The sequence below is a fragment of the Streptomyces sp. NPDC087215 genome, from assembly GCF_044744885.1.
Lineage (GTDB): Bacteria > Actinomycetota > Actinomycetes > Streptomycetales > Streptomycetaceae > Streptomyces.
Window position 1 is genome coordinate 63,334 of sequence record NZ_JBIUZD010000016.1, and the last position, 22,111, is coordinate 85,444.

The window sequence follows — 22,111 nt, forward strand, 5'->3', positions numbered from 1 at the left end:
CCCAGGTCAAGGCAGGGGTGATAGCTCCACGGGGAAGCCGTTCAGGACGGCGGTCCCCGACAGGGGGTCGATCCGGGAGCCGTCGAGCAGCTGGTTGACGTTGACCCCGGGGCGCGCGGACGCGACGGACAGCCGGGTCCCGGGCCGGTCGTGGCCCCAGCCGTGCGGGATGCTCACGACCCCCGGCCGCACCCCGTCGCTGATCTCCACGGGGACCTCCAGCTCGCCGCCCTCGCCCTTCACCCGGGCGAGCCCGCCGTCGACCAGCCGCAGCCGGGCCGCGTCCTCGGGATGCACCTGGAGGGTGCACCGGTTCGAACCTCCGCCGAGCGCCGGGGTGTTGTGCAGCCAGCTGTTGTTCGAGCGCAGGTGGCGGCGCCCGACCAGCCGGAGGGTGCCCGGGTCGGGTACGGCGTGGAGCGCGGCCCGCAGCCGGGGCAGGTCGGCGGCGATCGGCTCGGGGAACAGCTCGATCCGGCCGCTCCGCGTCCTGAGGACCTGCGGGAGGCGCGGGCGCAGCGGGCCCAGGTCCAGGCCGTGCGGGTGCGCCCGGAGCTCGTCGAGGGTGAGCCCGTACGGGCCGAGCCGGAGCATGAGGTCGAGCCGGCGCTCGGGCCCGTCCTCCCCGTGGAGCCGGGCCGCGAACTCCCGGGGGTCGGCGCCGTGGGCGGGTGAGTGCTCCTGGGTCACGGCCCTGGCGAGGGTGGTCTCGACGGCCCGTTCATCGACGGCGGACGGCGGTGCGCCGTGCAGGCCCGACACGGCGAGGATCAGCCGGGCGTGGATCTCGCACTCGTCCATGCGGTCCGCTTCCAGGGGTACGGCCGCCGGGGTGTAGCGGACCTGGTTGCGGACGGCGAAGCCGTTCAGCGCGTAGTCGAAGTGGGCGCTGCGGGACGGCGGGGGCGGCGGCAGCAGCACGTCGGCGTGGCGGGTGGTCTCGTTGAGGTAGGGGTCGACGGCGACCATGAGGTCGAGGGTGGCGAGGGCCGCGTCGAGGCGGTCGCCGTCGGGGGCGGACAGGACGGGGTTGGCGGCGACAGTGATCAGGGCGCGGACGCGGCCCTCCCCGGGCGTCTCGATCTCCTCGGCGAGGGCGACGAGCGGCAACTCGCCCTTGACCTCGGGGTGGTGCGAGACCCGGCTGTGCCTGCGGCCGAGGACGAAACCCTTCCCGGGTCCGGCGGGACGCGGGGCGGGTGCGGTGGCGGAGAGCGGGAAGAGGGCGCCGCCGGGCCGGTCGAGGTTGCCGGTGAGGATGTTGAGCACGTCGACGAGCCAGTTGGCGAGGGTGCCGTACTCGACGGTGGAGCTGCCCATCCGCCCGTAGACGGCGGCGGTGGGCGCCGAGGCGAGTTCCCGGGCGAGGGCGCGGAGGGTGGCGGCGTCCACGTCGCAGACACCGGCGACCGCTTCGGGGCTGAACTCCCTGAGCGCGTCCCGGACTTCCTCCACCCCTTCCACCTGGGCGGCGAGCGGTCCGAGGCCGGTGAGCCCCTCCTCGAAGAGGGTGTGGGCGACGGCGGCGAGGAGGAGCGCGTCGGTGCCGGGGCGGACGGCGACGTGCCGGTCGGCGAGGCGTGCGGTGCGGGTCCGCCGGGGGTCGACGACGGTGAGGGTGCCGCCGCGTCGGCGCAGGGCCTTGAGCCTGCCGGGGAAGTCGGGGGCGGTGCACAGGCTGCCGTTGGAGTCCAGCGGGTTGGCTCCGAGGATCAGCAGATGGTCGGTGCGGTCGAGGTCCGGCACGGGGACGGCGAAGGGGTCACCGAACAGCAGACCGCTGGACACGTGCTTGGGCATCTGGTCGAGCGTGGACGCCGTGAACAGGTTGCGGGTGCGCAGCGCGCCGATCAGCAGGGGCGGGTAGAGGGCTCCGGCGACGGTGTGCACATTGGGGTTGCCCAGGACGATACCCACGGCATCCGGCCCGTACTCCTCGATCAGCGGACGGATTCGGGCGGCGATCGTGTCGAACGCCTCCGTCCAGGTGGCTTCCCTGAGCTGCCCGCCCGTGCGGACCAGCGGGCCGCGCAGCCGGTCCGGATCGGCGTCGATCTCGGGGAACGCGGCGCCCTTCGGGCAGATGAACCCGCGGCTGAGGACGTCCTCGCGGTCGCCCCGGGCCCCGGTCACCCGGGTTCCCTCGATGGTGAGGGCGAGTCCGCAGGTCGCTTCGCAGAGGGGGCAGATGCGCAGGGCGGTGGACATGGCGGCTCCCTGGGGCGTCGGGTGGCGCCGAGCATACCGACCGGTAGGCACGTACGGGAGGGGTGCGTGAGGGAACGTGCGGGGCCCGGGGTCCGCCTCGGAGGCACCCCGGAACCCGGGGGCCTTCCGGATGCGTCACGCCAGCGAGGGCGCCAGGTAGGCGTGGAGGAGCAGGCGGGTCTCGTCGACGAGCGCGGGGTCTCCGGCGGGATCGGTGCGGAAGGCGAGCCGGACGAGGGCGTCGGCGGTCTCGACGCCGACCAGGACCTTCCGGCGCAGATCGGTGTCGGCGGGCCGGTCCAGATGGGCGGCGAGCAGGACGCAGATCCGCTCGGCGACGAGCCGGTTGGGGTCGTCGACTTCGCCCCCGGTTCGGGCGGTTCCGGTTCCGGCGCTTCCGGCCCTGTCGCCCCCGGCACCTTCGCCCGCGACCCCTTCGGCTTCGGCGTCCTCGGCGCCTTCGCTTCCGGCGCCTTCGCTTCCGGTCCCGGCGCCCCCGCGGGTGCCAGCGCCTTCCGCCCCGGCTCCCTCGCGCTCGCCCTCCCCCTCCGCGTCGCCGCCCCCGCCGGGGCCCTCGTCGTGCTCGCCCGCGTGCTCGCCGGGGGCGGAGGCGGGGACGCCGAAGTCGACGAGGGCGAAGCCCGGGACGGTCCGCTTCATCGCGATGAACTCGTCGAGTACGCCGTCGATGGCCCCGTGCGCGTCGAGGGCCGGGGTCTCGGCGAGGCGGCGCGAGACCCGCCGGGCGTACTCGTCGAGGTTGCGGTGGGCCAGGGCGGCGACCATCGCCCGCTTGTTGCCGAAGAAGCGGTAGACGGAGCCGATGGGGACCCCGGCGCGGCCCGCGACGGCCCGGGTGCTCAGCTGCTCGTAGCCCGTCTCGTCGAGGAGCGCGGCGCAGGCGTCGAGGATGCGGGCGAGCCGCTCGGCGCTGCGCTGCTGCACGGGGGCGCGGCGGAGGGCGGGCGGGGTCTGGGGTCGCGTCTGGTGCACGGGGACCATGATGCCGCTCCGGTCGGGGGTCGGGCGAGGACCGCCCCTCAGGCGATCAGCAGGCCGATGCCGCCGAGGGTGTACGCGATCATCAGGACGAACAGCGGGAGTTGACCGGCGACGGCACGGTCGGGCGGGAACAGCCGGACCGCCCGGTCGTGCGCGGCGATCACGCCGAGGACGTGGCCGGTGACGATCGCGGAGACCTGGAGCGTGGCGAGGCCCGCGGGACCCAGGAGCGGGGCGGGTGGAAGGGCGTTGTCAGCGCCCCCTGCCATCATGACTGTGCGTGGTCCTTCGGTGACGAAGAGCGAGAAGTAGTGGGCGACGAGATAGCCGAGGGCGATGGGCAGGAGCGAGTGGGCGAAGGAGGTGAGGGGGGTGGTGACGGCGCGGTGCATCAGACGCAGGGCGCCCGCGCAGAGTCCGTAGCAGGCGGCGGCGAGGGCGACGGCGGCGAGGAAGCCGAGTGTGGCGGTGGGGGTGGGGCCGAGGGGCGAGGTCTGGAGGGTGGTGATCCAGCGGGGGTTGTCGGAGAGGCCGTCGTAGGCGGTGGAGCCGAGGAGGACGCAGACGGTGGCGACGAGTCCGGGGGTCTGCGGGGTGGCGTCGAGACCGTGGAAGGGGGAGCGCAGGACCAGTCGGCCGTCGGTGCGGCGGCCGAGCGGTGAGAGCCGGGCGAGAAGGGAGGAGTAGACCTCGAAGGGGTCGGCATGGGCGAACCACCGGTCGCCGTAGCGGGCGGCGCCCAGGAGCTGCACGCCGGTGTGGACGGCGAGGGCGACGAGGAGGGTGACGGAGGAGGTGTTGTCGGGGGCGACGAGTTCGAGCCAGGTGAAGAGGAGGAGCCCGGCGGCGGCCGGGCGGATGCCGACGGCGGCGGGAAGGGGGCGTGGCGTTCGGGGCGGGCGGAGGGAGTGGAGGGCGCGCAGGGGGTTGAGGAGGCGCCAGACGGGGCCGAGGAGGAGGGAGGCGGGGACGAGTCCGACCCAGAGGAGGACGTAGAGGGCGCCGGGGGCGGGGTTGTGGTCCGGGTCGTCGGGACCGAGGAGGAGGTGGAGGAGGACGACGAGAGCGGCGGCGCTGCCGAGGAGGCGGAGCGCGGTGCGGGTGGTGGGGGCGTCGGCGGCCCGTTGGAGGGCGGCGGGGAGCGGGCGGCCCGCGAGGTCGCCGCGGAAGCGGGAGGTGGACCAGAGCAGGCCGAGGGCGAGGAAGGAGACGAGCAGCGCGGCGAAGGCGCCCGCGTAGGCGTAGAACGGCGAGAGGGGGAGGTCGTGCTGTGAGCCCACGCCATGGGCGAGGGAGATCCCCGGGCTGAAGGGCGTTCCGGTGCCGAGGGGCGTTCCGGCGGTGAGGCCGGACGCGGGGGCCGGGGCCCAGACCGCTTGGGCGGTCTGGGCGGCCTGGGCGAGGGGGCCGGTCATCGGACGACGAGTTGGGTCAGCACGAGTCCGGACTCGTGGGTCTCCACCTCGAAGAGACCGGTGCGGTCGACGGTGAGGGTGAGGGTCGCGGGTGTGCCGGGGGCGAGGGTCAGTTCGCGGTCGTAGCCGTGTACGTGGACGGTGTCGGCGCGGTCGGCGGTGACCCGGAGGGTGAGGCGGTCGCCCTTCTTCAGTTCGATGCGGGACGGAGGTGGTGAGACGGTCTTGCCGGTGACGGTGAGGGTGACGGTCCGGCCGGGGTCGGGTGTGGCGGCGGTGGGGCGCGGGGTCCCCGAGGTGGTGGAGCCGGGGGTGGCGGCCGGGGGCTTGCCGGGGTCCGACGCGGCGGGCGCGGCGCCCAGGCGCAGGGTGGTCTGGACCGGGGCACCGGCGACGGCCCAGACGGTGTGGTCGTCCGCGTGGAGCCGGACGGTCAGGGTGTGGGCGCCCGGGGGCACGTACCCCCAGGGGCCGTAGAGGCGGCCGGTCTCCCGGCCGTCGACCAGCAGACGGGCATGGCCGCGGCCCGGGAGGGCCCCGCCGCCGGTGCTCTCGGGGGTGAAGCGGAACCTCTCCACCGTGAGGTGGACGTTCCAGCCGCCCTCGCTGTCGGGGACGGTCTCGGCCCGGACGGTCGGCGCGTCGGCCGCGGGCAGCTCCCGGAGCCGGTGTCCGCCCTCGTCGCGGGCCGGGAGCAGGGTGCCGTTGCTTCCGGTGGCCTCCTGGTGGCTGGTCCCCGGCTTGTGGTGGGTGGTGGCCCGGCCGCCGCAGCCCACCAGGGCCAGGGCGGCGACCAGGACGCCCATGACGAGCGCCCGGGGCGCCACGGGTGCCCGCCGCACCAGGGACCCGCGGGCGACCCCTCCGGTGGTGGGGAGGACAGGGGTACGGACAGCGGCACGGACGGGGTTGCGGACGGCTGTACGGGCTGCGGTGCGGATGGGGTTGCGGATCAAGGTCACGCCGTCCCCTCCTCGCCGGGCCGGGCCTGCGCGGTGCCGGTCGGGGGCACGGACCCGGACCCGGGGCCGGAAGTGGAGCCGGGGCTGGCGCCCATGCCCATGCCAGTACCGGGACCGTCCGCGAGGCCGGAGCTGTGCCGGGACACCGAAGCGCCCCCGGTGCCGGGGCCGGGGCGTGAGCCGCCCCCGGCTCCGACGACGCCCCCGCCACCGGCGGCGGCAACCGCGCCAGCGCCTGCGCCTGCGCCCTCGTCAGTGTCCTCACCGGGTCGTGCTCCGCCGGGGCCCGTGGGCGACGGCGGTTCCGGGGACGGGGAGGCGGAGCTGCGCCCGCCCGCCGCCACGACGGCCCAGAGGACCCAGATGACGCCGAGGAGCAGACGGAGCCAGGCCGGGCTCAGGGGGATGCCCGGGACCATCAGGATCGCCTTGTCGAAGGCGTCGAGGAGGGTGAGGGCGCCCAGGACCACGGTGGTCCAGGCGAAGACGGGGCGGGTGGGACGGAGGGCGAGGCCGAGCAGGGTCCACCAGGCACCGGTGAGGAGCAGCGCGAGGGCGGGGACGACGGTCGGCGTGAGGGCGAGGGTCGAGCCCGCCACGTCGAGGGCGAGGCCCGCGAGGCCGAGGAGGGAGGCGACGGCGGCGGGGCGGCTGCCGCGGAGGCGGCGCCACCAGACGGCGAGGCCCGCCAGGGCGAGGACGAGGGCGCTGGCGAGGGCGAGCTGGGTCTCGACGCGCTGGACGCCCCGGGCGCCGTACCAGTCGCAGCCGGCCGGGAGACGGCGGGCCTGGACGTTGTAGTCGGCGCAGACGAGGAGCTGGGCGAGTTTGACGGGTTCGCCGACGAGCCGGTCGGTGTCGCCGGAGACGTCGCCCCGGCGGGCTCCGCAGCCGGGGAGGGCGCCGGGGGTGGTGGCGCCGGTGTCGGTCTGCCAGCAGTTGCCGCTGCCCTGGCCGTCCCACCAGACGTCGGTGCGGTTGGGGCGGGAGACGCCCGCCCTGTCGACGCCGAGGCGGTTGCCCGCGTAACGGTTGCGGTGGGAGGTGTCGGCCTGCTTGGCCCAGGCGGACTCGCCCCGGATGAAGGCGGGGACGGCGTTGAGGAAGAAGGCGGTGCGCTGGTGGCCGTAGATCCAGTTGTCCTCGTAGAGGTTCCAGTTGCCGCCCGCGGTGATGATGCCGGTGCCGGGGGGCATGGAGATCTGGGGGCAGACGACGCCCTGTTCGTAGCCCCGGTCGACGGGCGGTCTGGCGCAGGTGCCGTCGGCGACGTACGGGTAGTAGTTCGCGTTGTTGTCGTGGATCAGGTTGCGTTCGAAGCGGGCGTGGTTCTGGGGCAGTCCGGGGTGGCCGGGGAAGGCGGAGTCCATGGAGGCGCCGCCCATGTTGTTGTCGAACTCGTTGTCGTGGACCCAGACGGAGTCTCCGGCGGTGCCGGAGTAGCCGACCATGTTGTGGTGGCTGCGGCAGCCGGTGATCTCGATGGAGTAGCGGGGGACGTCGTAGCCGCGCCCGTCGTTGATGTTCGAGGCCGAGCCGGGGTAGATGCCGGAGTCGCCGTTTCCGTAGGACTCGCAGTTCTTGTAGAGGCCGTGGTCGGAGGCGAAGGTGAGGAAGCCGTACTCGTCGTTCCAGCGCGTGAGCACGTCGTCGATGACGAAGCCGTCGGCGGCGAGGACGTACAGCGAGTTGAAGGTGGTGCGCTGGGCGGTGAAGTTGCGGAAGTAGATGCCGTCGGTGCCGTCGGCCCGCAGGGCGTTGAGCTTGCGGTACTTGGCGTCGATGACGACGTCGAGCCGGGAGGCGCCGGTGCCCTCGATCTGGAGGTCCTTCTTGCCGAGGATGGCGACGAGGTTCTGGTTGTGCGGGCACCGCAGCTGCTGTTCGTAGCTGAGGATCTGGTAGCCGAGGGAGGACTTGGGGGCCTTGAGGGTGGCGCAGGCTCCGGTGGGCGGGGGCTGCGAGGGCTCCTCCTCGTAGAGCCCGGGGAGGATCGCGATGGTGAGGCCGGGCCGGTCGACGGCGTCGACGGCCTGCTGGAGGTGGCGGTAGCCGTCACGGACGCAGCGCTCGAAGAGGGCCAGGTTGCGGGTCCTGAGGGTGGTGGGGAAACCGGAGACGCGGCGGGTGAAGTCGGTCCGGTCGGTCTTGCAGACGAGGAGGTCGGGTTCTCCGGTGCGGAGCTTCGGCACACTGCCGGAGCCGTCGGGGAAGGTGACGGGCCGCTCCTCGTGGGCCTGGGCCCCGGGTGCGGCGAGCAGGGTCGCGGCGAGTGCCGCGAGCACGGCCGAGAGCGTGAGGACGAACCTTCGGGTCCAGGACATGCGCGTGAGAGTAGAGCAATGTTCATCTTTTTTGACCCCCTCGTGCGGACATCCGGACGGACGGCCTTCGCCGGGCGCTCCGCCGACCGCGCGGGCATCCGGGCGGACGGCCCTCGCGGGGCGCCCCGTTGACGGGAGGGCGCGCGGAATCCTACGGTCATGCATAGGATTCCCTTGGGGACTCAGGACAGGAGCGGGCGATGACCACGGAGCAGGCCAGGAAGACGGCCGAGACGCTCGGCTACACCACGGGCTTCGGCAACGAGCACGGCTCGGAGGCGGTCCCCGGGGCACTGCCGGACGGCCGCAACTCGCCGCAGCGCGCCCCGCTGGGGCTCTACGCGGAGCAGTTGAGCGGCAGCGCCTTCACCGAGCCGCGGGCCCACAACCGCCGTTCCTGGCTCTACCGGATCCGCCCCTCGGCCGCGCACCCGCCGTTCACCCGCACCGACAACGGAGGACTGCGCGGCACGCCGTTCACCGAGACCGTGCCCGACCCCAACCGGCTGCGCTGGGACCCGCTGCCCGAGCCCGCCCCGGGCACCGACTGGCTGGCCGGCCTGTGGACGCTGGGCGGCAACGGCGACGCGACCCAGCGCACCGGTATGGCCGTGCACCTCTACCACGCCAACGCCACCATGGAACGGGTCTTCGGGAACGCGGACGGCGAGCTGCTGATCGTGCCGGAGCGGGGCGGTCTGCTGCTCCGCACCGAGCTGGGCCTGCTCTCGGTCCGTCCCGGCGAGATCGCGCTGGTCCCGCGCGGGGTCCGGTTCCGGGTGGAGCTGCTCGACGCGACCGCGCGCGGTTACGTCTGCGAGAACCACGGGGCGCCGTTCCAGCTCCCCGACCTCGGCCCGATCGGCGCCAACGGCCTGGCCAACGCGCGGGACTTCCGGGCGCCGGTCGCCGCGTACGAGGACGTCGAGGGCCCGGTGGAGGTGGTCAACAAGTACTGCGGCAACCTCTGGTCGGCGACGTACGGCCACTCCCCGCTGGATGTCGTCGCCTGGCACGGCAACCACACCCCGTACGTGTACGACCTGCGCCGCTTCAATGTCATCGGGACGATCTCGTACGACCACCCGGACCCGTCGATCTTCACCGTGCTCACCTCTCCGTCGGACACCCCGGGGCTCGCGGGCGTGGACTTCGTGGTCTTCGCACCGCGCTGGCTGGTCGGCGAGGACACCTTCCGGCCGCCGTACTTCCACCGCAATGTGATGAGCGAGTACATGGGCCTGATCGAGGGCGCGTACGACGCGAAGACCGCCGGGAAGGGCGGGTTCGTGCCGGGCGGCGGCTCGCTGCACAACATGATGTCGGCGCACGGTCCCGACCGGGAGACCTTCGACCGGGCCAGCGCCGCCGAGCTGCGTCCGCAGAAGATCGACGACGGTCTGGCCTTCATGTTCGAGACCCGCTGGCCGCTGGTCACGACCCCGCAGGCGGCGGAGAGCGACCATCTCCAGCGCGGGTACGACGACGTGTGGCAGGGTCTGCAGCGCCACTTTCGGCCGTAGTGTCCCGGCCGTGAGCCCGTAGCCCCGTACGGAGAAACCGTGACCGCCTTCGCTCCCGACTCCCTGGTCCTGAACCGCAAGCTGCCGCTCTGGTATCAGGTCTCGCAGTCGCTGCGCGCCTCGATACTGGGCCGCGTGCCCGACGCCCCGCTTCGGCTGCCCACCGAGGAGCAGCTCGCGGCCCACTACGGCGTGAGCGTGCTGACCATGCGCCAGGCCCTGAAGGAGCTGGAGGCGGAGGGCCTGATCAGCAGGCACCGGCGGCGCGGCACCTTCATCGAGCCGGGCGCCCGGCGCTCCACTCCGCGCAGGCTGCTGGGCTCGATCGACGCGATCGTGGCCCAGCAGTCGGGCGAGCTGACGACGGTCCTCGGGCACGGCGTCGAGCCGGTGCCCGGGGAACTGGCGGAGCACTTCCCCGGCGTGCCGGAGGTGATGGCGTACCGGCGGCTGCGCCGGGACGGCGAGAGCGGCGAGCCGACCAACTGGGCGCAGAACTCCGTGCTTCCGGAGCTGGGCGCCGCGATCGACCCGGCGGACCTGGAGCGCTGGCCGATGACGAAGGTCCTGCGGGACGTCGTCGGGGTGCGGATCAGCCGCATCACGGACACGGTCGAGGCGCGGCTCGCCGATCCGGAGACGGCGGGGCTGCTCCAGGTCCCGCTGCTCTCGCCGATCCTCCACTACACCGGCGTCACCTACGACGAGGACGGCCGGGTCGTGGACGTGGCCCGCATCCGCTACCGGGGCGACCGCTTCTCCTTCACGGTCACGGTCGAGGCCCGATGACGACCGACCGCGAGGCACCCGCCCCGGCTCCGGCCGGGCACCCGTGGCCGTGAGGGGTCCGGCGGGCGGACGGTGGAAGCGCACGGAACGCCCTCGTTAGCATACGGGGCGTGACGGAAGCCCCCGGAGCGCCCGACGACGACCTGCCCCTCCTCGACGACCTCATGCCGTGGTCCGTCGCGCCCCTGCGCCTCGGCCGCCCGTGGATCACGGCACCGGACGCGCGGACGCTGCGCGCCCGGTGGGACCGGCTGGCCTCGGCCGAGGGACCCGAGCGGGAGGCCCTGTTCCGGCCCAGCCGGGCGCGCACCCCGTCGAGCGCGGTCGCCGCCCTTCCCGGCCAGCGGACCGGAACCGCCCGCTGGTCCCGCGAGCCCGGCCCGTGCCCGGAGCCCGTGCGGGTCGCGCGGGAGCCGTTCGACGAGCAGTGGCTGCTGCCCGACCACCGGCTGATCGACACCGCGCGCCCGGAGCTGTGGCGGGTCGCCGGGCCGCCGCAGCTCTTCGTGGTGGAGCAGGGGTACGTGCCCGGGGCGGCGGGCCCGGCGCTCGTCGTGACGGGCGTGCTGCCCGAGGGCCGCTCACCCTCCGGGCGGCCGGGCCGCATCCGGCCGCTGTTCCGGCGCCCGGACGGCCGGGAGCCCAATCTGGCGCCGGGCCTCCTGGCCTTCCTCGGGGCGCGGTACGGGCCCGGGGCCGACGCCCACGCGTGGCTCGCGTGGACCGTGGCGGCGGCCCTGCCCTCCCCCGCCGGGTGCCGGGTGCCGCTGCCCGGGGACCCGGGAGTGTGGGCGGCGGGGGTGGCCCTGGGCCGGGAGCTCGTGGACGCGCAGACGCGGGGCGCCCTCAGCGGGACGAAGCCGCGGCTGCCGGGCGGGCGGCGGCCCTATGTGCGGGCGGCGGTCCCGGCACGGCCGGAGACGATGACGTACGGGGCGGGGGACGAGACGCTGTGCCTCGGCGAGGGGCGCGTCTCACCCGTCCCGGCGGAGGCGTGGGAGTTCCGGGTGGGCGGGGCGCGGGTCCTGGAGCGCTGGTTCGCGCACCGCACGGCCCGCCCGGAGCCCGGGTCGCTGGAGGCGATCGGCCCGGCGGAGTGGCCGCAGGAGTGGACCTCGGAGCTGCTCGACCTGATCACGGTGCTCGCGCTGCTCGGCGCCCGGGAAAGGGAGCGGGAACGCCTCGCGGAGGCGGCGGTCCTTACGGCGGGCACGGTGGGGCGGGCCGCGCTGCGGGCGGCGGGGGTCCTGCCGCCGCCGGACCGGACACGCCGCCCCGCTTCCGTACTGGACCATCAGGAGGAGGGCCCGGAGGGCCAGTTCATGCTGCTGTGACGGCCCGGCCCGAACGGCTCCCGACCGGACCGCCCCGGCCTGAACCGCCCCAGGTCGGAGCGTGCCCCACCGGGACCACGGGGACCACCGGGACCACCGGGACCACCGGGACCACCCTCACCCCGGCCACCCCGACCGCACCAGCCACCTCAGGCTGAACCGCCCCCGGCCCGAGCACCCCCACCTGAACCGCCCCCGCCGTGCGCGGGGTCGAAGGAGTCGAGGAGGCGTCGGATGGTCAGGTCGAAGATCTGCTCCGTGTCGGCCGGTACGGGCGACCCGGCGAGCAGGGCGGCCAGCCGCGGGTACCGCCCGCTCGCCATCTGCCCCTTGAGGTAGGTCCCGCGCACCGTCTGTTCCTCCTCCTCGGTCCAGGGCAGTCCCCTGGCCCGTTCGGCGACGGCGTGCTCGTCGCCGACGGTCGCCATGACCGTGCCGTTGACCATGGCGATCAGCTGCATCTTCACCCCGGCGGGGACGTCGAGGGGGGCGAGACAGCCCAGGCACCACTCCAGGAAGCGCAGGGCGTTGGGGGTGAAGCCGTAGGCCGTGGTCGTCATCCGGGGGAGCCAGGGGTGCCGGTGCATCATCGCGCGGGCCTGGTGGGCGACGGCGGTCATGTCGGCGCGCCAGTCACCGCTGGGCTCCTCGGGCAGTTCGTACTCGCCGCTGACCGCGTCGACCATCAGCTCGTGGAGGTCCTCCTTGCGGGGGACGTAGTTGTAGAGCGACATGGTGCCGCAGCCGAGTTCGGCGGCGACGCGGCGCATGGAGACCGCTTCGATGCCGTCACCGTCGGCGATGCGGACGGCCGCGTCGACCACGTCCCGCCTGCTGTACGCGGGTCTGGGGCCCCGGCCCGCGCGTTCGGGCCGGGTCCAGATCACTTCCGGTTCGGCCGCTCGGCCCGTCATGGATCATCACCTCGCCCCCCATCGTAGTTACGTACGGCGTACGTAATGGGGTACGGTCACGCCATGACAACTACGTACGCTGTACTTAGTGAAGGTCTGCGGAAGCGCTACGGCGACGTCCAGGCCCTGCGCGGGCTCGATCTCGCCGTACCCGAGGGCTCGGTCTGCGGCGTCCTCGGCCCCAACGGCGCGGGCAAGACCACCGCCGTCCGTGTCCTCACCACCCTCGTCAGGCCCGACGCGGGAAGCGCCCGGATCGCCGGGCACGACCTGGTGCGCGACCCGGCGGGGGTGCGGAGGGCGATCGCGGTCACCGGACAGCACACCTCCGTCGACGGCGATCTGACCGGCGCCGAGAACCTGCGGCTCTTCGCCCGGCTGCTGCGCGCCCCGCGCTCCCGCGCCGACGAACTCCTGGACCGGTTCGGCCTCACGGCGGCGGCCGGACGCCCGGCCCGTACGTACTCCGGCGGTATGCGACGGCGCCTCGACCTGGCCGCCAGCGTCCTCGTACCGCCCCGGGTCCTCTTCCTCGACGAGCCGACGACCGGGCTCGACCCGCACAGCCGCAACGGGATGTGGGACGCCGTACGGGAACTGGCGTCCGGCGGCACCACCGTCCTGCTGACCACCCAGTACCTGGAGGAGGCCGACCGGCTGGCCGACGACATCGTCCTGATCGACGGGGGACGGGTCGCCCAGCAGGGCACCCCGGCCCAGCTCAAGGCACTGGTCGGCGGCTACGCCGAGGTCGCCCTCGCCCCCTCGGCCCCGCTCGACGCGGCAGCCGCCGTCCTCGACCGGCTGACCGGCTCGGCGCCCGTCCTGGACCCGGAGCGGCGCACGGTCGGCGCGGTGACCACCGATCCCACGCTCACCCTCCCCCGGATCGTCCGCGAGATCGACGCGGCCGGGGTGCTCATCGTCGACGCCTCCCTGCGCCCGCCCACCCTCGACGAGGTGTTCCTGCGCCTCACCGACCGGAAGGAACCCGCCGCGTGAGCACCGCCCTCGTCCACGACGGTGCCGCCGTCCTCGGCCGCCACCTCCGGCGCGTCCGGAACGCGCCCGCCCTCACCGTGATGACCCAGACGATGCCGATCGTCATGCTGCTCTTCTTCGGGTACGTCTTCGGCAGCGCCCTCGCCCTCCCCGGCGCCGAATACCGCGCCCGGCTGGTCCCGGGACTCCTGGTGGCGACGGCCGCCGGCGGGCTCATGACCGGTATGTTCCAGGCCGCCCAGGACGCGCACCGGGGCGTCACGGACCGCTTCCGGACCATGCCGGTCAGCCGGGCCGCCGTCCCGCTCGGACAGGCCCTCGCCGACCTGGTGACCTGCGCGGTCGGCACGGTTCCGCTGGTCCTGGCCGGGCTCGCGATGGGCTGGCGGATCGAGGGGACGGCGGTGGAGGCGGCGGCGGCGTTCGGCCTGCTGCTCCTCTTCCGGTTCGCGGCGACCTGGGTCGGCATCCTGCTCGGTCTGGCCTCGAAGAGCGAGGAGGCGGCAGGACAGCTCGCCAGCGCCACGTTCGTGCTCCCGCTGCTGTCCAACGCGTACATCCCGACGGACAACCTGCCGGGATGGCTGCGGACCCTCGCCGAGTGGAACCCGATCTCGGCGGTCACCACGGCGGCCCGGCACCTCTTCGGCAACGCGCCGGTACCCGCCGACGGCGCCTGGCCGGTGACCCACCCGGTGACGGGGGCGCTCCTCTGGTCGTTCGTCCTGATCGCCGTCGCCGCCCCGCTCGCGGTGCGCCGCCACGCACGGGGCTGACCGCGCGGCCCCCGGGGCGACCCGGCCCCTGATGACAAGGGCGCCCCGGCACGGTAGGCAGGGCTGCCATGAGCACTCAGCCACTCCCCCTCGAAGGGATCACGGTCGTCGCCGTCGAGCAGGCCGTCGCCGCCCCCTTCGCCACCCGGCAGCTCGCCGACCTCGGCGCCCGGGTCGTCAAGATCGAGCGCCCGGACGGCGGGGACTTCGCCCGGGGGTACGACACCACCGCCCGTGGTCTCGCCTCGCACTTCGTGTGGTGCAACCGGGGCAAGGAGTCCGTGGCGATCGACCTCAAGGACCCCCGGGGCCTCGCGCTGGCCCGCCGCCTCGTGGCCGGGGCGGACGTCTTCGTACAGAACCTCGCCCGGGGCGCGGCGGCCCGGCTCGGGCTCGACGCCGTCACCCTGTGCGCCGCGCATCCGCGCCTGATCGCCGTGGACGTCTCGGGGTACGGGCCCGGGGGGCCGTACGCGGACCGGCGGGCGTACGACATGCTCGTGCAGTGCGAGGCGGGCCTCGTGTCGGTGACCGGCACCCCGGAGCGGCCGGTCAAGTCCGGGATCCCGGCGGCCGACATCGCGGCGGGCGTGTACGCCTTCTCCGGTGTCCTCGCCGCGCTCGTGCGGCGCGGCACGACCGGAGGGGGCGGTCCGGTGGAGGTCTCCCTGCTCGATTCGCTCGCCGAATGGATGGGGCATCCGCTGCACCACGGGATGCACGGGGGCACTCCCCCGGCGCGTACGGGGCTCGCGCACGCGGTGATCGCCCCGTACGACGCCTATCCGACCGCCGACGGGGGGCTGGTGCTGCTGTCGGTGCAGAACGACCGGGAGTGGCGGCGGCTCGCGGAGCAGGTCCTCGGGCGTCCGGAGCTGGCCGACGACCCCGGCTTCGCGACGAACACGGCACGGGTGGCCGGGCGGGCGGCGACGGACGCCGTGGTCGCGGCGGCGCTGACCCCGTTGTCGGCGCCCGAGGCGCTGGCGCGGCTCGACGCGGCGGGCATCGCCTGCGCCCGGCTCAACTCGGTCGCGGATCTGGCCGAGCATCCGCAGCTGACGGCCCGTGACCGGTGGCGGGAGGTGGAGTCACCGGTGGGACCGCTGCGCGCGCTGCTGCCGCCGATCGTCTTCCCGGACGGCCCGGAGCCCCGTATGGACCGGATTCCGGCGCTCGGACAGGACACGGACACGGTCCTCGCCGGTCTGGGCGTGTCGGAGACGGAGGTGCGGGAGCTGAGGGACGCGGGCGTGGTCGCCTGAGAACGCCCCGGCGGCGGGCGGCCGGGGACGGGCCGTCGGGTCCTTCCGGGGGAAGACCGCCGGAGGCCGCCCGGGGAAGGGCCGTCAGGGGAAGGGCCGTCAGGGGAAGGGCCGTCAGGGTCCTTCCGGGACGGGAAGGGACATCCCGCACGGAGGGGCCGGGCATCGAGCCGACGGCCCCGGCCCGGCGGCCTCCGGGCGGGCATGGCGAAACGCCGGACGGGCGGGGACACGTCCGGCGCTTTCACTGGCGTCTGCGGAGATACGGTGCCGGGGCGGCCGGGCGGGAGCGGGCGGGAACCTCGGGGTCTCGCCCGCCCGGCACGCCCGGTCGTCAGCGGCGCGTGCCGAAGAGGGAGCGGCGGAGACGGCGGAGCGGGGCGAAGAGCGAGACCCGCGCACTGCGGCTGCGGTGACCGTGCACCGGCGCCTCGTGCGTACGTGTCGTCAGTTCCCGCATCAGCAGGGTCGCCTCGGCCGCCTCGCGCTGCGGTATCGCCGGTCCGCCGAGGACCGCGAGATGGCGGTCGAGGCGCGAACTGGTCGCACCGCTCCCGCAGGTGATGGCAGGCACTCGCGGCCTGCCACGCATCGCTGTCTGTTCCATGTCACTCCCCACCCGTACAAGGGCACCCGACCCAGGGCAGGTTAACCCTATCGCCCCGCCATGACACCCGTGTATCCCGGCGGGAGGATCCGTCGAACGTGTACGGGGATTGACGCCCACTGTCCGAATCCATCTGATTTCAGGGCGACTTGGACAGGAGCGGGCAGGTTTCGAACACCTGCCGAACCGTCGCACACCATCCTGCCCCCGGTGTGCGCCCTTGCGGAGACCCCGGCGGGTGTGATCTCCGCCACCAAGATCGTTCGAGTGGCGCCGGACGGCCGGACGGGGTTTCGAACGGCCCCCTTCGGGCTACGTCTGGATCCATGACGGTGATCGCGGGCCGGTACCGGCTCCTGGACATCCTCGCCGAGGGGGCGACCGGCACCGTCTGGCGCGCCCTGGACGAGACGGACGGCCGGGAGGTGGCCCTCAAGGAGTTCCGGGTGCCGGACGGACTCCCCGCCGACGAGGCGCCCCTGTTCCACGCCCGGCGGGAGCGCGCGGCGCGCGCCGCCGCCCGGATCGCGCACCCCTCCGTCGTACGGACCCTCGGCGTGGCCACCGAGGACGGCCGGCCGTGGCTGGTGACGGAGCTGGTGCGCGGACTCACCCTCGCGGAGACGCTGGAGGCGGCCGGACCGCTGCCGCCGCGCGAGGCGGCGCGGATCGGGGCGGAGGTCCTCGGGGCGCTGCGGGCCGCGCGCGGGGAGGACGTCGCGCACCGGGGCGTGGAGCCGGGGCACGTCCTGCTCGCCAACGACGGACGGATCGTCGTGACGGGCTTCGGTACGGCACCGGAGGAGGCTCCCGGAGAGGCGGACGACCTGACGTCCGTGGCGGAACTCCTCGCCGGCGCCGGGGCGAAGACACCCCCGGAGGACGCGGAGGCGCTGCGCGCCCTGGTCGAAGAGGTGCGCCGACCGGCCCCCGGGCGGCCCCCGACGGCGGAACGGTTCGAGCGGGAACTGCGACGGCTGGCCACGGGCGGGGCCCGGGACCTCCCCGAGGAACAGGGGACGGGCGGGACCGCGCCGGGCGGGACCGCTCCCGGCGGCCGGACCCCGGAGGGCGGCGCCGACGGGACGCGGGGGCGGCGGGAGACGGACGGCGCCGGGAGCGGCGGCGCCCGTACGGCTCCGCGCGGAGGCGGACGAACGGGCCGAGGGACGGGGCCGCGCCGGGCGACCGTACTGCTGGCCGGTCTGGTCGGCGCCCTGCTGATCGCGGGGGCACTGGTGTACCACGCGGTACGGGGCTGACGCCCGGCCGGGACGGGAGGCGGGAGGCGCGGCGCGGGGCCGGACCGCGCGCCTCGGGGCCGGAGCTGACGGCCCGGGGGCCGGTGCTCCAGGCCTGCGGGCCACCGCCCCCTGCCGGAGTCCGGATCGATCCTCATGGCCCGCGGGCCGGGGCCTGTGGGCCGCTACTCGCGGGCTCCGGCCCGCGGACCGGTCCGCACGGTCGCGGGGTCGGCCCTCACCGTCGCGGGTCGGCTGTCGCCGGCGCGGGTCGGCACGCCGGGCCCGGTCCTCGGGGTGCGGGGCGCACCCGTCGGGCCGGGTCCGGCGCGGGGGACGAGCCGTCCGGTCAGGCCGCGTTCCTGAAGGTGGGGAGGTAGCCGCCGGACTGTCCGGCGGCCGTCGGGTGGTAGGACTCCCCGATGTTGAGCCAGTTGACGCTGTTCAGCCAGGGGGAGCTGGAGCAGATCTCATGGCCGGTGAAGGCCGGGACGACGCCGGCGAAGGTGAAGCCGTGGTCGGCCGCCCGCTTGGCGACGGCGGCGTTGAGGTAGTCGGAGGCTCCGTTGATGGCGCTGCGCTCGGCCTCGCTCAGCCCGGCGGCACAGCTGCCGCCCAGCTGGTAGAAGCGCGGGTAGCCGAGGACGACCACGCGGGCGGAGGGCGCCTTGCCGCGGATCGCGGTGTAGACGGCGTCGAGCTTGCCGGGCAGCGTGGTGTCCACGTACCCCTTGGCCTGATTCACACGGTTGATGCAGTTGGCTTCGGACTGGAGCACACAGGTGGTCATGACGTCCGAGAATCCGGCGTCATTTCCCCCGATCGTGAGGGAGACCAGGTCGGTGGCGGCCGAGAGCGGTCCGAGCTGGTTGGCGGTGACATCACCCGTTCGGGCGCCCGAGCAGGCGGTGAACGCGAACGAGGAGGGGGCGTTCGCGTTCTTCCACAGCACCGGATACGCCTTCGTGGAGCGCTTGCAGTCGCCGCTCGCGCTGTCGTAGCTGCCGGAGCCGACGCCGGAGGAGTACGAGTCCCCCAGCGCCACGTAGTCGATCGCGGCGGTTCCGGCGGCCTGGGCGGCACCCGCCCCGGTGAAGGCGAGGGCGGCGCCGAGCAGGAGCGAGGCGGAGAGGGCGGTGATTCTAGGCAGTCTCATGGAATCTCCCTTTAGCAGGATCTCTGCGTTACCAGGTAGTAGCAGCGGACACGCCAGACCGGAAGTGTTCATGTCAAAACTGGGGGTGAAGATCTTCCGGCCATCGGACAAAACGCATCACCTTTCGGCCAGTTGGGGAAGCGGAGGCTCCGCCCCCGTTCGATGCCCGGACGGGAACGCGACAAACCACCCGCGAAGACCACGGAAGCCCCTCGTCACCGACCGCCGCACACAACCGGATTGACCCGATCCGATCGGGGCCGTTGCCCAACTGACCATAGAAGCTTCGTCAAAGTTCGGAAAAGCGGACCATGCATCCGGTCCTTGCCCTACAGTCCCCCTCATCAATACCGTCGTACATATCACCCGCACCGGCCCATCGCGCGAAAGCGGCTCAGGGGAGGGCTCCGGCATCGCCGGTGGTTCCGTGGCGGGGCGCGGTAGGGGGGTGCCGTGACCGGTGTCCGCACATGTGCCGGGGCGCGGGTACCGCGCGGCCGGACACGCCAACTCGCTGATCCCGCAAGGAGATCGATCCCGCGCGGGCGGAGCGGGCACCCCCCTTTCGCACCGGACACACCGTCGGACCGCCCAAGGGGTGGGCGGTCCACCGGACGAGAGGGAGACCGGACCCATGAGCTCGTTCCCGCGCCCGACAGCCACGGATCAGGAACTGACCGAGCCGAGTCGAATAGCCGCCGAATACCGGGCGATCACCTCTCATCTGGCGATCACTCCGCCGGTGAGTGTCGTCATTCCCGCGATGAACGAGGCAGCGAATCTTCCGTACGTCTTCCGGACGCTTCCGGAATGGATTCACGAAGTCGTCCTCGTCGACGGAAATTCCACCGATGACACCGTGGACGTCGCACGGGCGCTGCGGCCTGACGTCAAGGTCGTCAAGCAGGTCGGCAAGGGCAAGGGCGACGCCCTGATCAGCGGTTTCGCCGCCTGTACCGGCGACATCATCGTCATGGTCGACGCGGACGGCTCGGCCGACGGCCAGGAGATCGTCTCCTACGTCTCGGCCCTCGTCGGGGGCGCCGACTTCGCCAAGGGCTCCCGCTTCGCCAACGGCGGCGGCACGGACGACATGACGACCGTCCGAAGACTCGGCAACTGGGCCCTGTGCACCCTCGTCAACCGCAAGTTCGGGGCCCGGTACACCGACCTCTGCTACGGATACAACGCCTTCTGGCGCCACTGCCTCGACAAGATCACCCTCGACTGCACCGGTTTCGAGATCGAGACCCTCATCAACATCCGGGTCGTCAAGGCCGGACTCAAGGTGCAGGAGGTGCCGAGTCACGAATACCTCCGCATCCACGGCGTCAGCAACCTCAACGCCGTCCGCGACGGGATACGGGTCCTCAAGGTCATCCTCAGGGAGAAGTCCCCCGGCAAGGCCGACCGCCGCCGCCCCGCCCCGTTCTCGGTGAACGTCCCCCGGGGAGAGACGTCTTGAACGACCGCACGACCCCGCCCGGCTTCTCGGTGGTGATCTGCGCCTACACGGAGGACCGCTGGGAGGACACCCTCGCCGCCGTCGCCTCCGTACGGAACCAGTCGCTGCCGCCGCTGGAGATCCTGCTCGTGGTCGACCACAACGAGCGGCTCCGCTCCCGGCTCGCCGGGGAGTACGCCCGGCGGCGGCTCACCGAGGAGGTGCGGGTGCTCGCCAACACGGGCCCCCGCGGTCTCTCCGCCGGACGCAACACCGGCATCGCCGCCGCCCTCGGCACGTTCGTCGCCTTCCTCGACGACGACGCCGTCGCCGAACGGGACTGGCTCCACCACTTCGCCGCCGCCTACGCCGACCCGCGCGTGCTGGCCGTCGGCGGCCGGACCCTGCCCGCCTGGGCGTCCGGCCGCCGCCCCGCCTGGTTCCCCGAGGAGTTCGACTGGGTCGTCGGCTGCACCTACCGGGGGCTGCCACCCGGCCGCGTCCGGGTACGGAACGTGCTCGGCGGCAACGCCTCCTTCCGCCGTACCGCCTTCGACGCGGCGGGCGGTTTCGCCACCGGCATCGGCCGGGACGGCGACCGGCGGCCCCTCGGCGGCGAGGAGACCGAACTGTGCATCCGGCTCGCCAGGGCTCTGCCCGACGCGGTCCTCCTCATCGACGACCGGGCCGTCATCCACCACAAGGTGCCCGCCGTCCGCGAGCGCTTCGGCTACTTCCGCACCCGGGTCTACGCCGAGGGCCTCTCCAAGGCCCTGGTCGCCCGCAGCGTCGGCGCGCAGAAGGGCCTGGAGTCCGAACGGCGCTACACCACGAGGGTGTTGCCCGCCGGGGTCCTGCGCGGGGTCCGGGACGCGCTGTACGGCCGTCCCGGCGGCGCGGGCCGGGCCGGGGCCATCGTCACCGGCGTCGCCCTGGCCGCGGGCGGCTACGTCCTGGGCGCCCTGCGGGCCCGGCGCGACGCGACGGCCTTCGCCTGGGGCCCGATCGGGGCCACCACGAACGCGGTCGCCGGAACCGTCCCGACCGGAGCCGCCGGAGCCACGGCGGCCGGGACCGAAGCCACCGGAGCCGGAGCCGTCCCGACCGGAACCAGCGAAGCCGGAGCCGTCCCGACCGAAGCCACCGCGACCGGACCGGGAGCCGGGACCCACGGGGCCCGGCCCGCCGGGGCTTCCACCGCCGAGGGGGCCTCCCGATGAGCGGATCCGCGACCACTCCCGGTACCGACCCCGCGCCCGGCCCCGCGCCCCGGACCACGACCGGCACCGGCACCTCCGCCAGGTCCTTCTCCGGCCCCGGCCCCGGCCCCCTCACCGACTCCGGCTCCGTCGCCGTGCCCATCCTCATGTACCACGCCGTCGGCCCCGACCCGGCGCCCGAGACCCTGGGGCTCTCCGTCACGCCCGAGGCCTTCGCCGCGCAGATGGAGATCGTCGCCGAGCGCGGATTCACCCCGCTGACCACCGCCGCCCTGGCCGCCGCCTGGCGCACCGGCGGCCCGCTGCCCGCCCGTCCCCTGCTCCTCACCTTCGACGACGGCTACGAGGGCGTGCACCGGTACGCCCTCCCGGTCCTGGCCCGGCACTCCTTCAGCAGTACCGTCTTCGTCTCCACCGGCTGGCTGCCCGGCCCGCACGGCACCGGCGGCGCGCCCGACACCATGCTCGACTGGGCCCAGGTGCGCGAACTCGCCGACGCGGGAACGGAGATCGGCGGACACAGCCACACCCATCCGCAGCTCGACCAGCTCGACGCGCGGCGGCTCCGCTTCGAGGCCCTGCGCTGCCGCGAGATCGTGGCCGAGGAGGTCGCCGCCGCCCCGGTCTCCTTCGCGTACCCCTACGGCTACTCCAGCCGCCGGGTCCGCCGCGCCGTCCGGGAGGCGGGCTTCACCCAGGCGGTCGCGGTCGGCAACGCGGAGGCCGGACGCCACCAGGGGCCGTACGCCCTCCAACGGGTCACCGTGCGCCGCTCCACCGGCACCGAGGAGTTCACCAGGCTCGTGGAGGGCCGGGCGATCGGACGGAACTTCGCCCTCGACCGGGCCATGACGAAGGGGTACGCGGTCGTCCGGCGCGCCCGGGGCGCGCTGCGGGGCCACTGGATCTGACGTCCCCGGCCGGGGGCG

The 22,111-nt window shown here is 74.2% G+C and carries 18 protein-coding genes; 10 read left to right on the plus strand and 8 right to left on the minus strand.

Features of this window, described 5'->3' with window-relative positions:
* Positions 1–6: 6 nt before the first annotated feature.
* The 5 genes from ACIO92_RS29350 to ACIO92_RS29370 all read right to left on the minus strand — a co-directional run bounded on the left by ACIO92_RS29350 (position 7) and on the right by ACIO92_RS29370 (position 7,911).
* Positions 7–2,208 (minus strand): molybdopterin-dependent oxidoreductase, encoded by a 2,202-nt coding sequence (locus ACIO92_RS29350; RefSeq protein ID WP_366444101.1) that lies wholly within the window; start codon positions 2,206–2,208, stop codon positions 7–9.
* A gap of 135 nt (positions 2,209–2,343) precedes the next feature.
* Positions 2,344–3,201 carry a TetR family transcriptional regulator gene (locus ACIO92_RS29355; RefSeq protein WP_402283411.1) on the minus strand — a complete coding sequence of 286 codons (858 nt, stop codon included), beginning with the start codon at positions 3,199–3,201 and terminating at the stop codon, positions 2,344–2,346.
* Positions 3,202–3,248: 47 nt separating this feature from the next.
* The gene (locus tag ACIO92_RS29360) at positions 3,249–4,508 is read right to left on the minus strand and encodes a hypothetical protein (protein WP_402283465.1); all 1,260 of its coding nucleotides are present in this window, start codon (positions 4,506–4,508) and stop codon (positions 3,249–3,251) included.
* Positions 4,509–4,621: 113 nt separating this feature from the next.
* Positions 4,622–5,587 carry a hypothetical protein gene (locus ACIO92_RS29365; RefSeq protein ID WP_402596793.1) on the minus strand — a complete coding sequence of 322 codons (966 nt, stop codon included), beginning with the start codon at positions 5,585–5,587 and terminating at the stop codon, positions 4,622–4,624.
* The gene (locus ACIO92_RS29370; protein ID WP_402059507.1) at positions 5,584–7,911 is read right to left on the minus strand and encodes a right-handed parallel beta-helix repeat-containing protein; all 2,328 of its coding nucleotides are present in this window, start codon (positions 7,909–7,911) and stop codon (positions 5,584–5,586) included. The genes ACIO92_RS29365 and ACIO92_RS29370 overlap by 4 nt, the downstream gene beginning before the upstream one ends.
* A gap of 200 nt (positions 7,912–8,111) precedes the next feature.
* Here ACIO92_RS29370 and hmgA point away from each other — a divergent pair, with 200 nt between their 5' ends.
* From hmgA to ACIO92_RS29385, 3 genes are all read left to right on the plus strand, one after another.
* A complete protein-coding gene (hmgA, locus tag ACIO92_RS29375) occupies positions 8,112–9,434 on the plus strand; it encodes a homogentisate 1,2-dioxygenase (protein ID WP_401240987.1) in 1,323 nt (440 codons plus the stop codon).
* A gap of 39 nt (positions 9,435–9,473) precedes the next feature.
* Positions 9,474–10,223 (plus strand): GntR family transcriptional regulator, encoded by a 750-nt coding sequence (locus ACIO92_RS29380; RefSeq protein ID WP_366444097.1) that lies wholly within the window; start codon positions 9,474–9,476, stop codon positions 10,221–10,223.
* Between the two features lie 101 nt (positions 10,224–10,324).
* Complete coding sequence (locus ACIO92_RS29385; protein WP_402283469.1) at positions 10,325–11,557, plus strand: type ISP restriction/modification enzyme; 1,233 nt, start codon at positions 10,325–10,327, stop codon at positions 11,555–11,557.
* A gap of 149 nt (positions 11,558–11,706) precedes the next feature.
* On the opposite strand, the gene ACIO92_RS29390 is transcribed toward ACIO92_RS29385, so the two are convergent.
* A complete protein-coding gene (locus ACIO92_RS29390; RefSeq protein WP_402283414.1) occupies positions 11,707–12,471 on the minus strand; it encodes a TetR/AcrR family transcriptional regulator in 765 nt (254 codons plus the stop codon).
* A 63-nt stretch (positions 12,472–12,534) separates the two neighbouring features.
* On the opposite strand from ACIO92_RS29390, the gene ACIO92_RS29395 reads away from it, so the two are divergent.
* The 3 genes from ACIO92_RS29395 to ACIO92_RS29405 all read left to right on the plus strand — a co-directional run bounded on the left by ACIO92_RS29395 (position 12,535) and on the right by ACIO92_RS29405 (position 15,514).
* Positions 12,535–13,473: an ATP-binding cassette domain-containing protein gene (locus tag ACIO92_RS29395; protein ID WP_402283416.1), complete on the plus strand. Its 939-nt coding sequence runs from the start codon at positions 12,535–12,537 to the stop codon at positions 13,471–13,473.
* Positions 13,470–14,249 (plus strand): ABC transporter permease, encoded by a 780-nt coding sequence (locus tag ACIO92_RS29400; RefSeq protein ID WP_366444094.1) that lies wholly within the window; start codon positions 13,470–13,472, stop codon positions 14,247–14,249. Before ACIO92_RS29395 ends, ACIO92_RS29400 begins: the two co-directional genes overlap by 4 nt.
* Positions 14,250–14,317: 68 nt before the next feature.
* A complete protein-coding gene (locus ACIO92_RS29405) occupies positions 14,318–15,514 on the plus strand; it encodes a CaiB/BaiF CoA transferase family protein (RefSeq protein ID WP_402283418.1) in 1,197 nt (398 codons plus the stop codon).
* A gap of 334 nt (positions 15,515–15,848) precedes the next feature.
* Here ACIO92_RS29405 and ACIO92_RS29410 read toward each other — a convergent pair whose 3' ends face one another.
* Entirely contained in the window at positions 15,849–16,121 is a 273-nt protein-coding gene (locus ACIO92_RS29410) for a hypothetical protein (RefSeq protein ID WP_366444092.1), read from the minus strand.
* 326 nt (positions 16,122–16,447) lie between these two features.
* Between ACIO92_RS29410 and ACIO92_RS29415 the strand changes: the two genes are divergently transcribed.
* Positions 16,448–17,383 carry a protein kinase gene (locus ACIO92_RS29415; RefSeq protein ID WP_401240976.1) on the plus strand — a complete coding sequence of 312 codons (936 nt, stop codon included), beginning with the start codon at positions 16,448–16,450 and terminating at the stop codon, positions 17,381–17,383.
* 328 nt (positions 17,384–17,711) lie between these two features.
* On the opposite strand, the gene ACIO92_RS29420 is transcribed toward ACIO92_RS29415, so the two are convergent.
* A complete protein-coding gene (locus ACIO92_RS29420; RefSeq protein WP_366444090.1) occupies positions 17,712–18,518 on the minus strand; it encodes an SGNH/GDSL hydrolase family protein in 807 nt (268 codons plus the stop codon).
* Positions 18,519–19,152: 634 nt separating this feature from the next.
* Here ACIO92_RS29420 and ACIO92_RS29425 point away from each other — a divergent pair.
* The 3 genes from ACIO92_RS29425 (at position 19,153) to ACIO92_RS29435 (ending at position 22,093) form a co-directional block, all read left to right on the plus strand.
* Positions 19,153–19,983 (plus strand): glycosyltransferase family 2 protein, encoded by an 831-nt coding sequence (locus ACIO92_RS29425; protein WP_366444089.1) that lies wholly within the window; start codon positions 19,153–19,155, stop codon positions 19,981–19,983.
* Positions 19,980–21,182, plus strand: a complete 1,203-nt coding sequence (locus ACIO92_RS29430) for a glycosyltransferase family 2 protein (RefSeq protein ID WP_402283422.1) — start codon at positions 19,980–19,982, stop codon at positions 21,180–21,182. Before ACIO92_RS29425 ends, ACIO92_RS29430 begins: the two co-directional genes overlap by 4 nt.
* Positions 21,183–21,328: 146 nt before the next feature.
* Complete coding sequence (locus ACIO92_RS29435; protein ID WP_401241100.1) at positions 21,329–22,093, plus strand: polysaccharide deacetylase family protein; 765 nt, start codon at positions 21,329–21,331, stop codon at positions 22,091–22,093.
* The last annotated feature ends 18 nt before the right edge of the window (positions 22,094–22,111 follow it).

Bases quoted from the DNA above. Each gene is read 5' to 3' on its own strand.
- ACIO92_RS29350 (WP_366444101.1), bottom strand. From the start codon at position 2,208: ATGTCCACCGCCCTGCGCATCTGCCCCCTCTGCGAAGCGACCTGCGGA.
- ACIO92_RS29370 (WP_402059507.1), bottom strand. From the start codon at position 7,911: ATGTCCTGGACCCGAAGGTTCGTCCTCACGCTCTCGGCCGTGCTCGCG.
- hmgA (WP_401240987.1), top strand. From the start codon at position 8,112: ATGACCACGGAGCAGGCCAGGAAGACGGCCGAGACGCTCGGCTACACC.
- ACIO92_RS29390 (WP_402283414.1), bottom strand. From the start codon at position 12,471: ATGACGGGCCGAGCGGCCGAACCGGAAGTGATCTGGACCCGGCCCGAA.
- ACIO92_RS29395 (WP_402283416.1), top strand. From the start codon at position 12,535: ATGACAACTACGTACGCTGTACTTAGTGAAGGTCTGCGGAAGCGCTAC.
- ACIO92_RS29405 (WP_402283418.1), top strand. From the start codon at position 14,318: ATGAGCACTCAGCCACTCCCCCTCGAAGGGATCACGGTCGTCGCCGTC.
- ACIO92_RS29410 (WP_366444092.1), bottom strand. From the start codon at position 16,121: ATGGAACAGACAGCGATGCGTGGCAGGCCGCGAGTGCCTGCCATCACC.
- ACIO92_RS29415 (WP_401240976.1), top strand. From the start codon at position 16,448: ATGACGGTGATCGCGGGCCGGTACCGGCTCCTGGACATCCTCGCCGAG.
- ACIO92_RS29420 (WP_366444090.1), bottom strand. From the start codon at position 18,518: ATGAGACTGCCTAGAATCACCGCCCTCTCCGCCTCGCTCCTGCTCGGC.
- ACIO92_RS29425 (WP_366444089.1), top strand. From the start codon at position 19,153: ATGAGCTCGTTCCCGCGCCCGACAGCCACGGATCAGGAACTGACCGAG.
- ACIO92_RS29435 (WP_401241100.1), top strand. From the start codon at position 21,329: ATGTACCACGCCGTCGGCCCCGACCCGGCGCCCGAGACCCTGGGGCTC.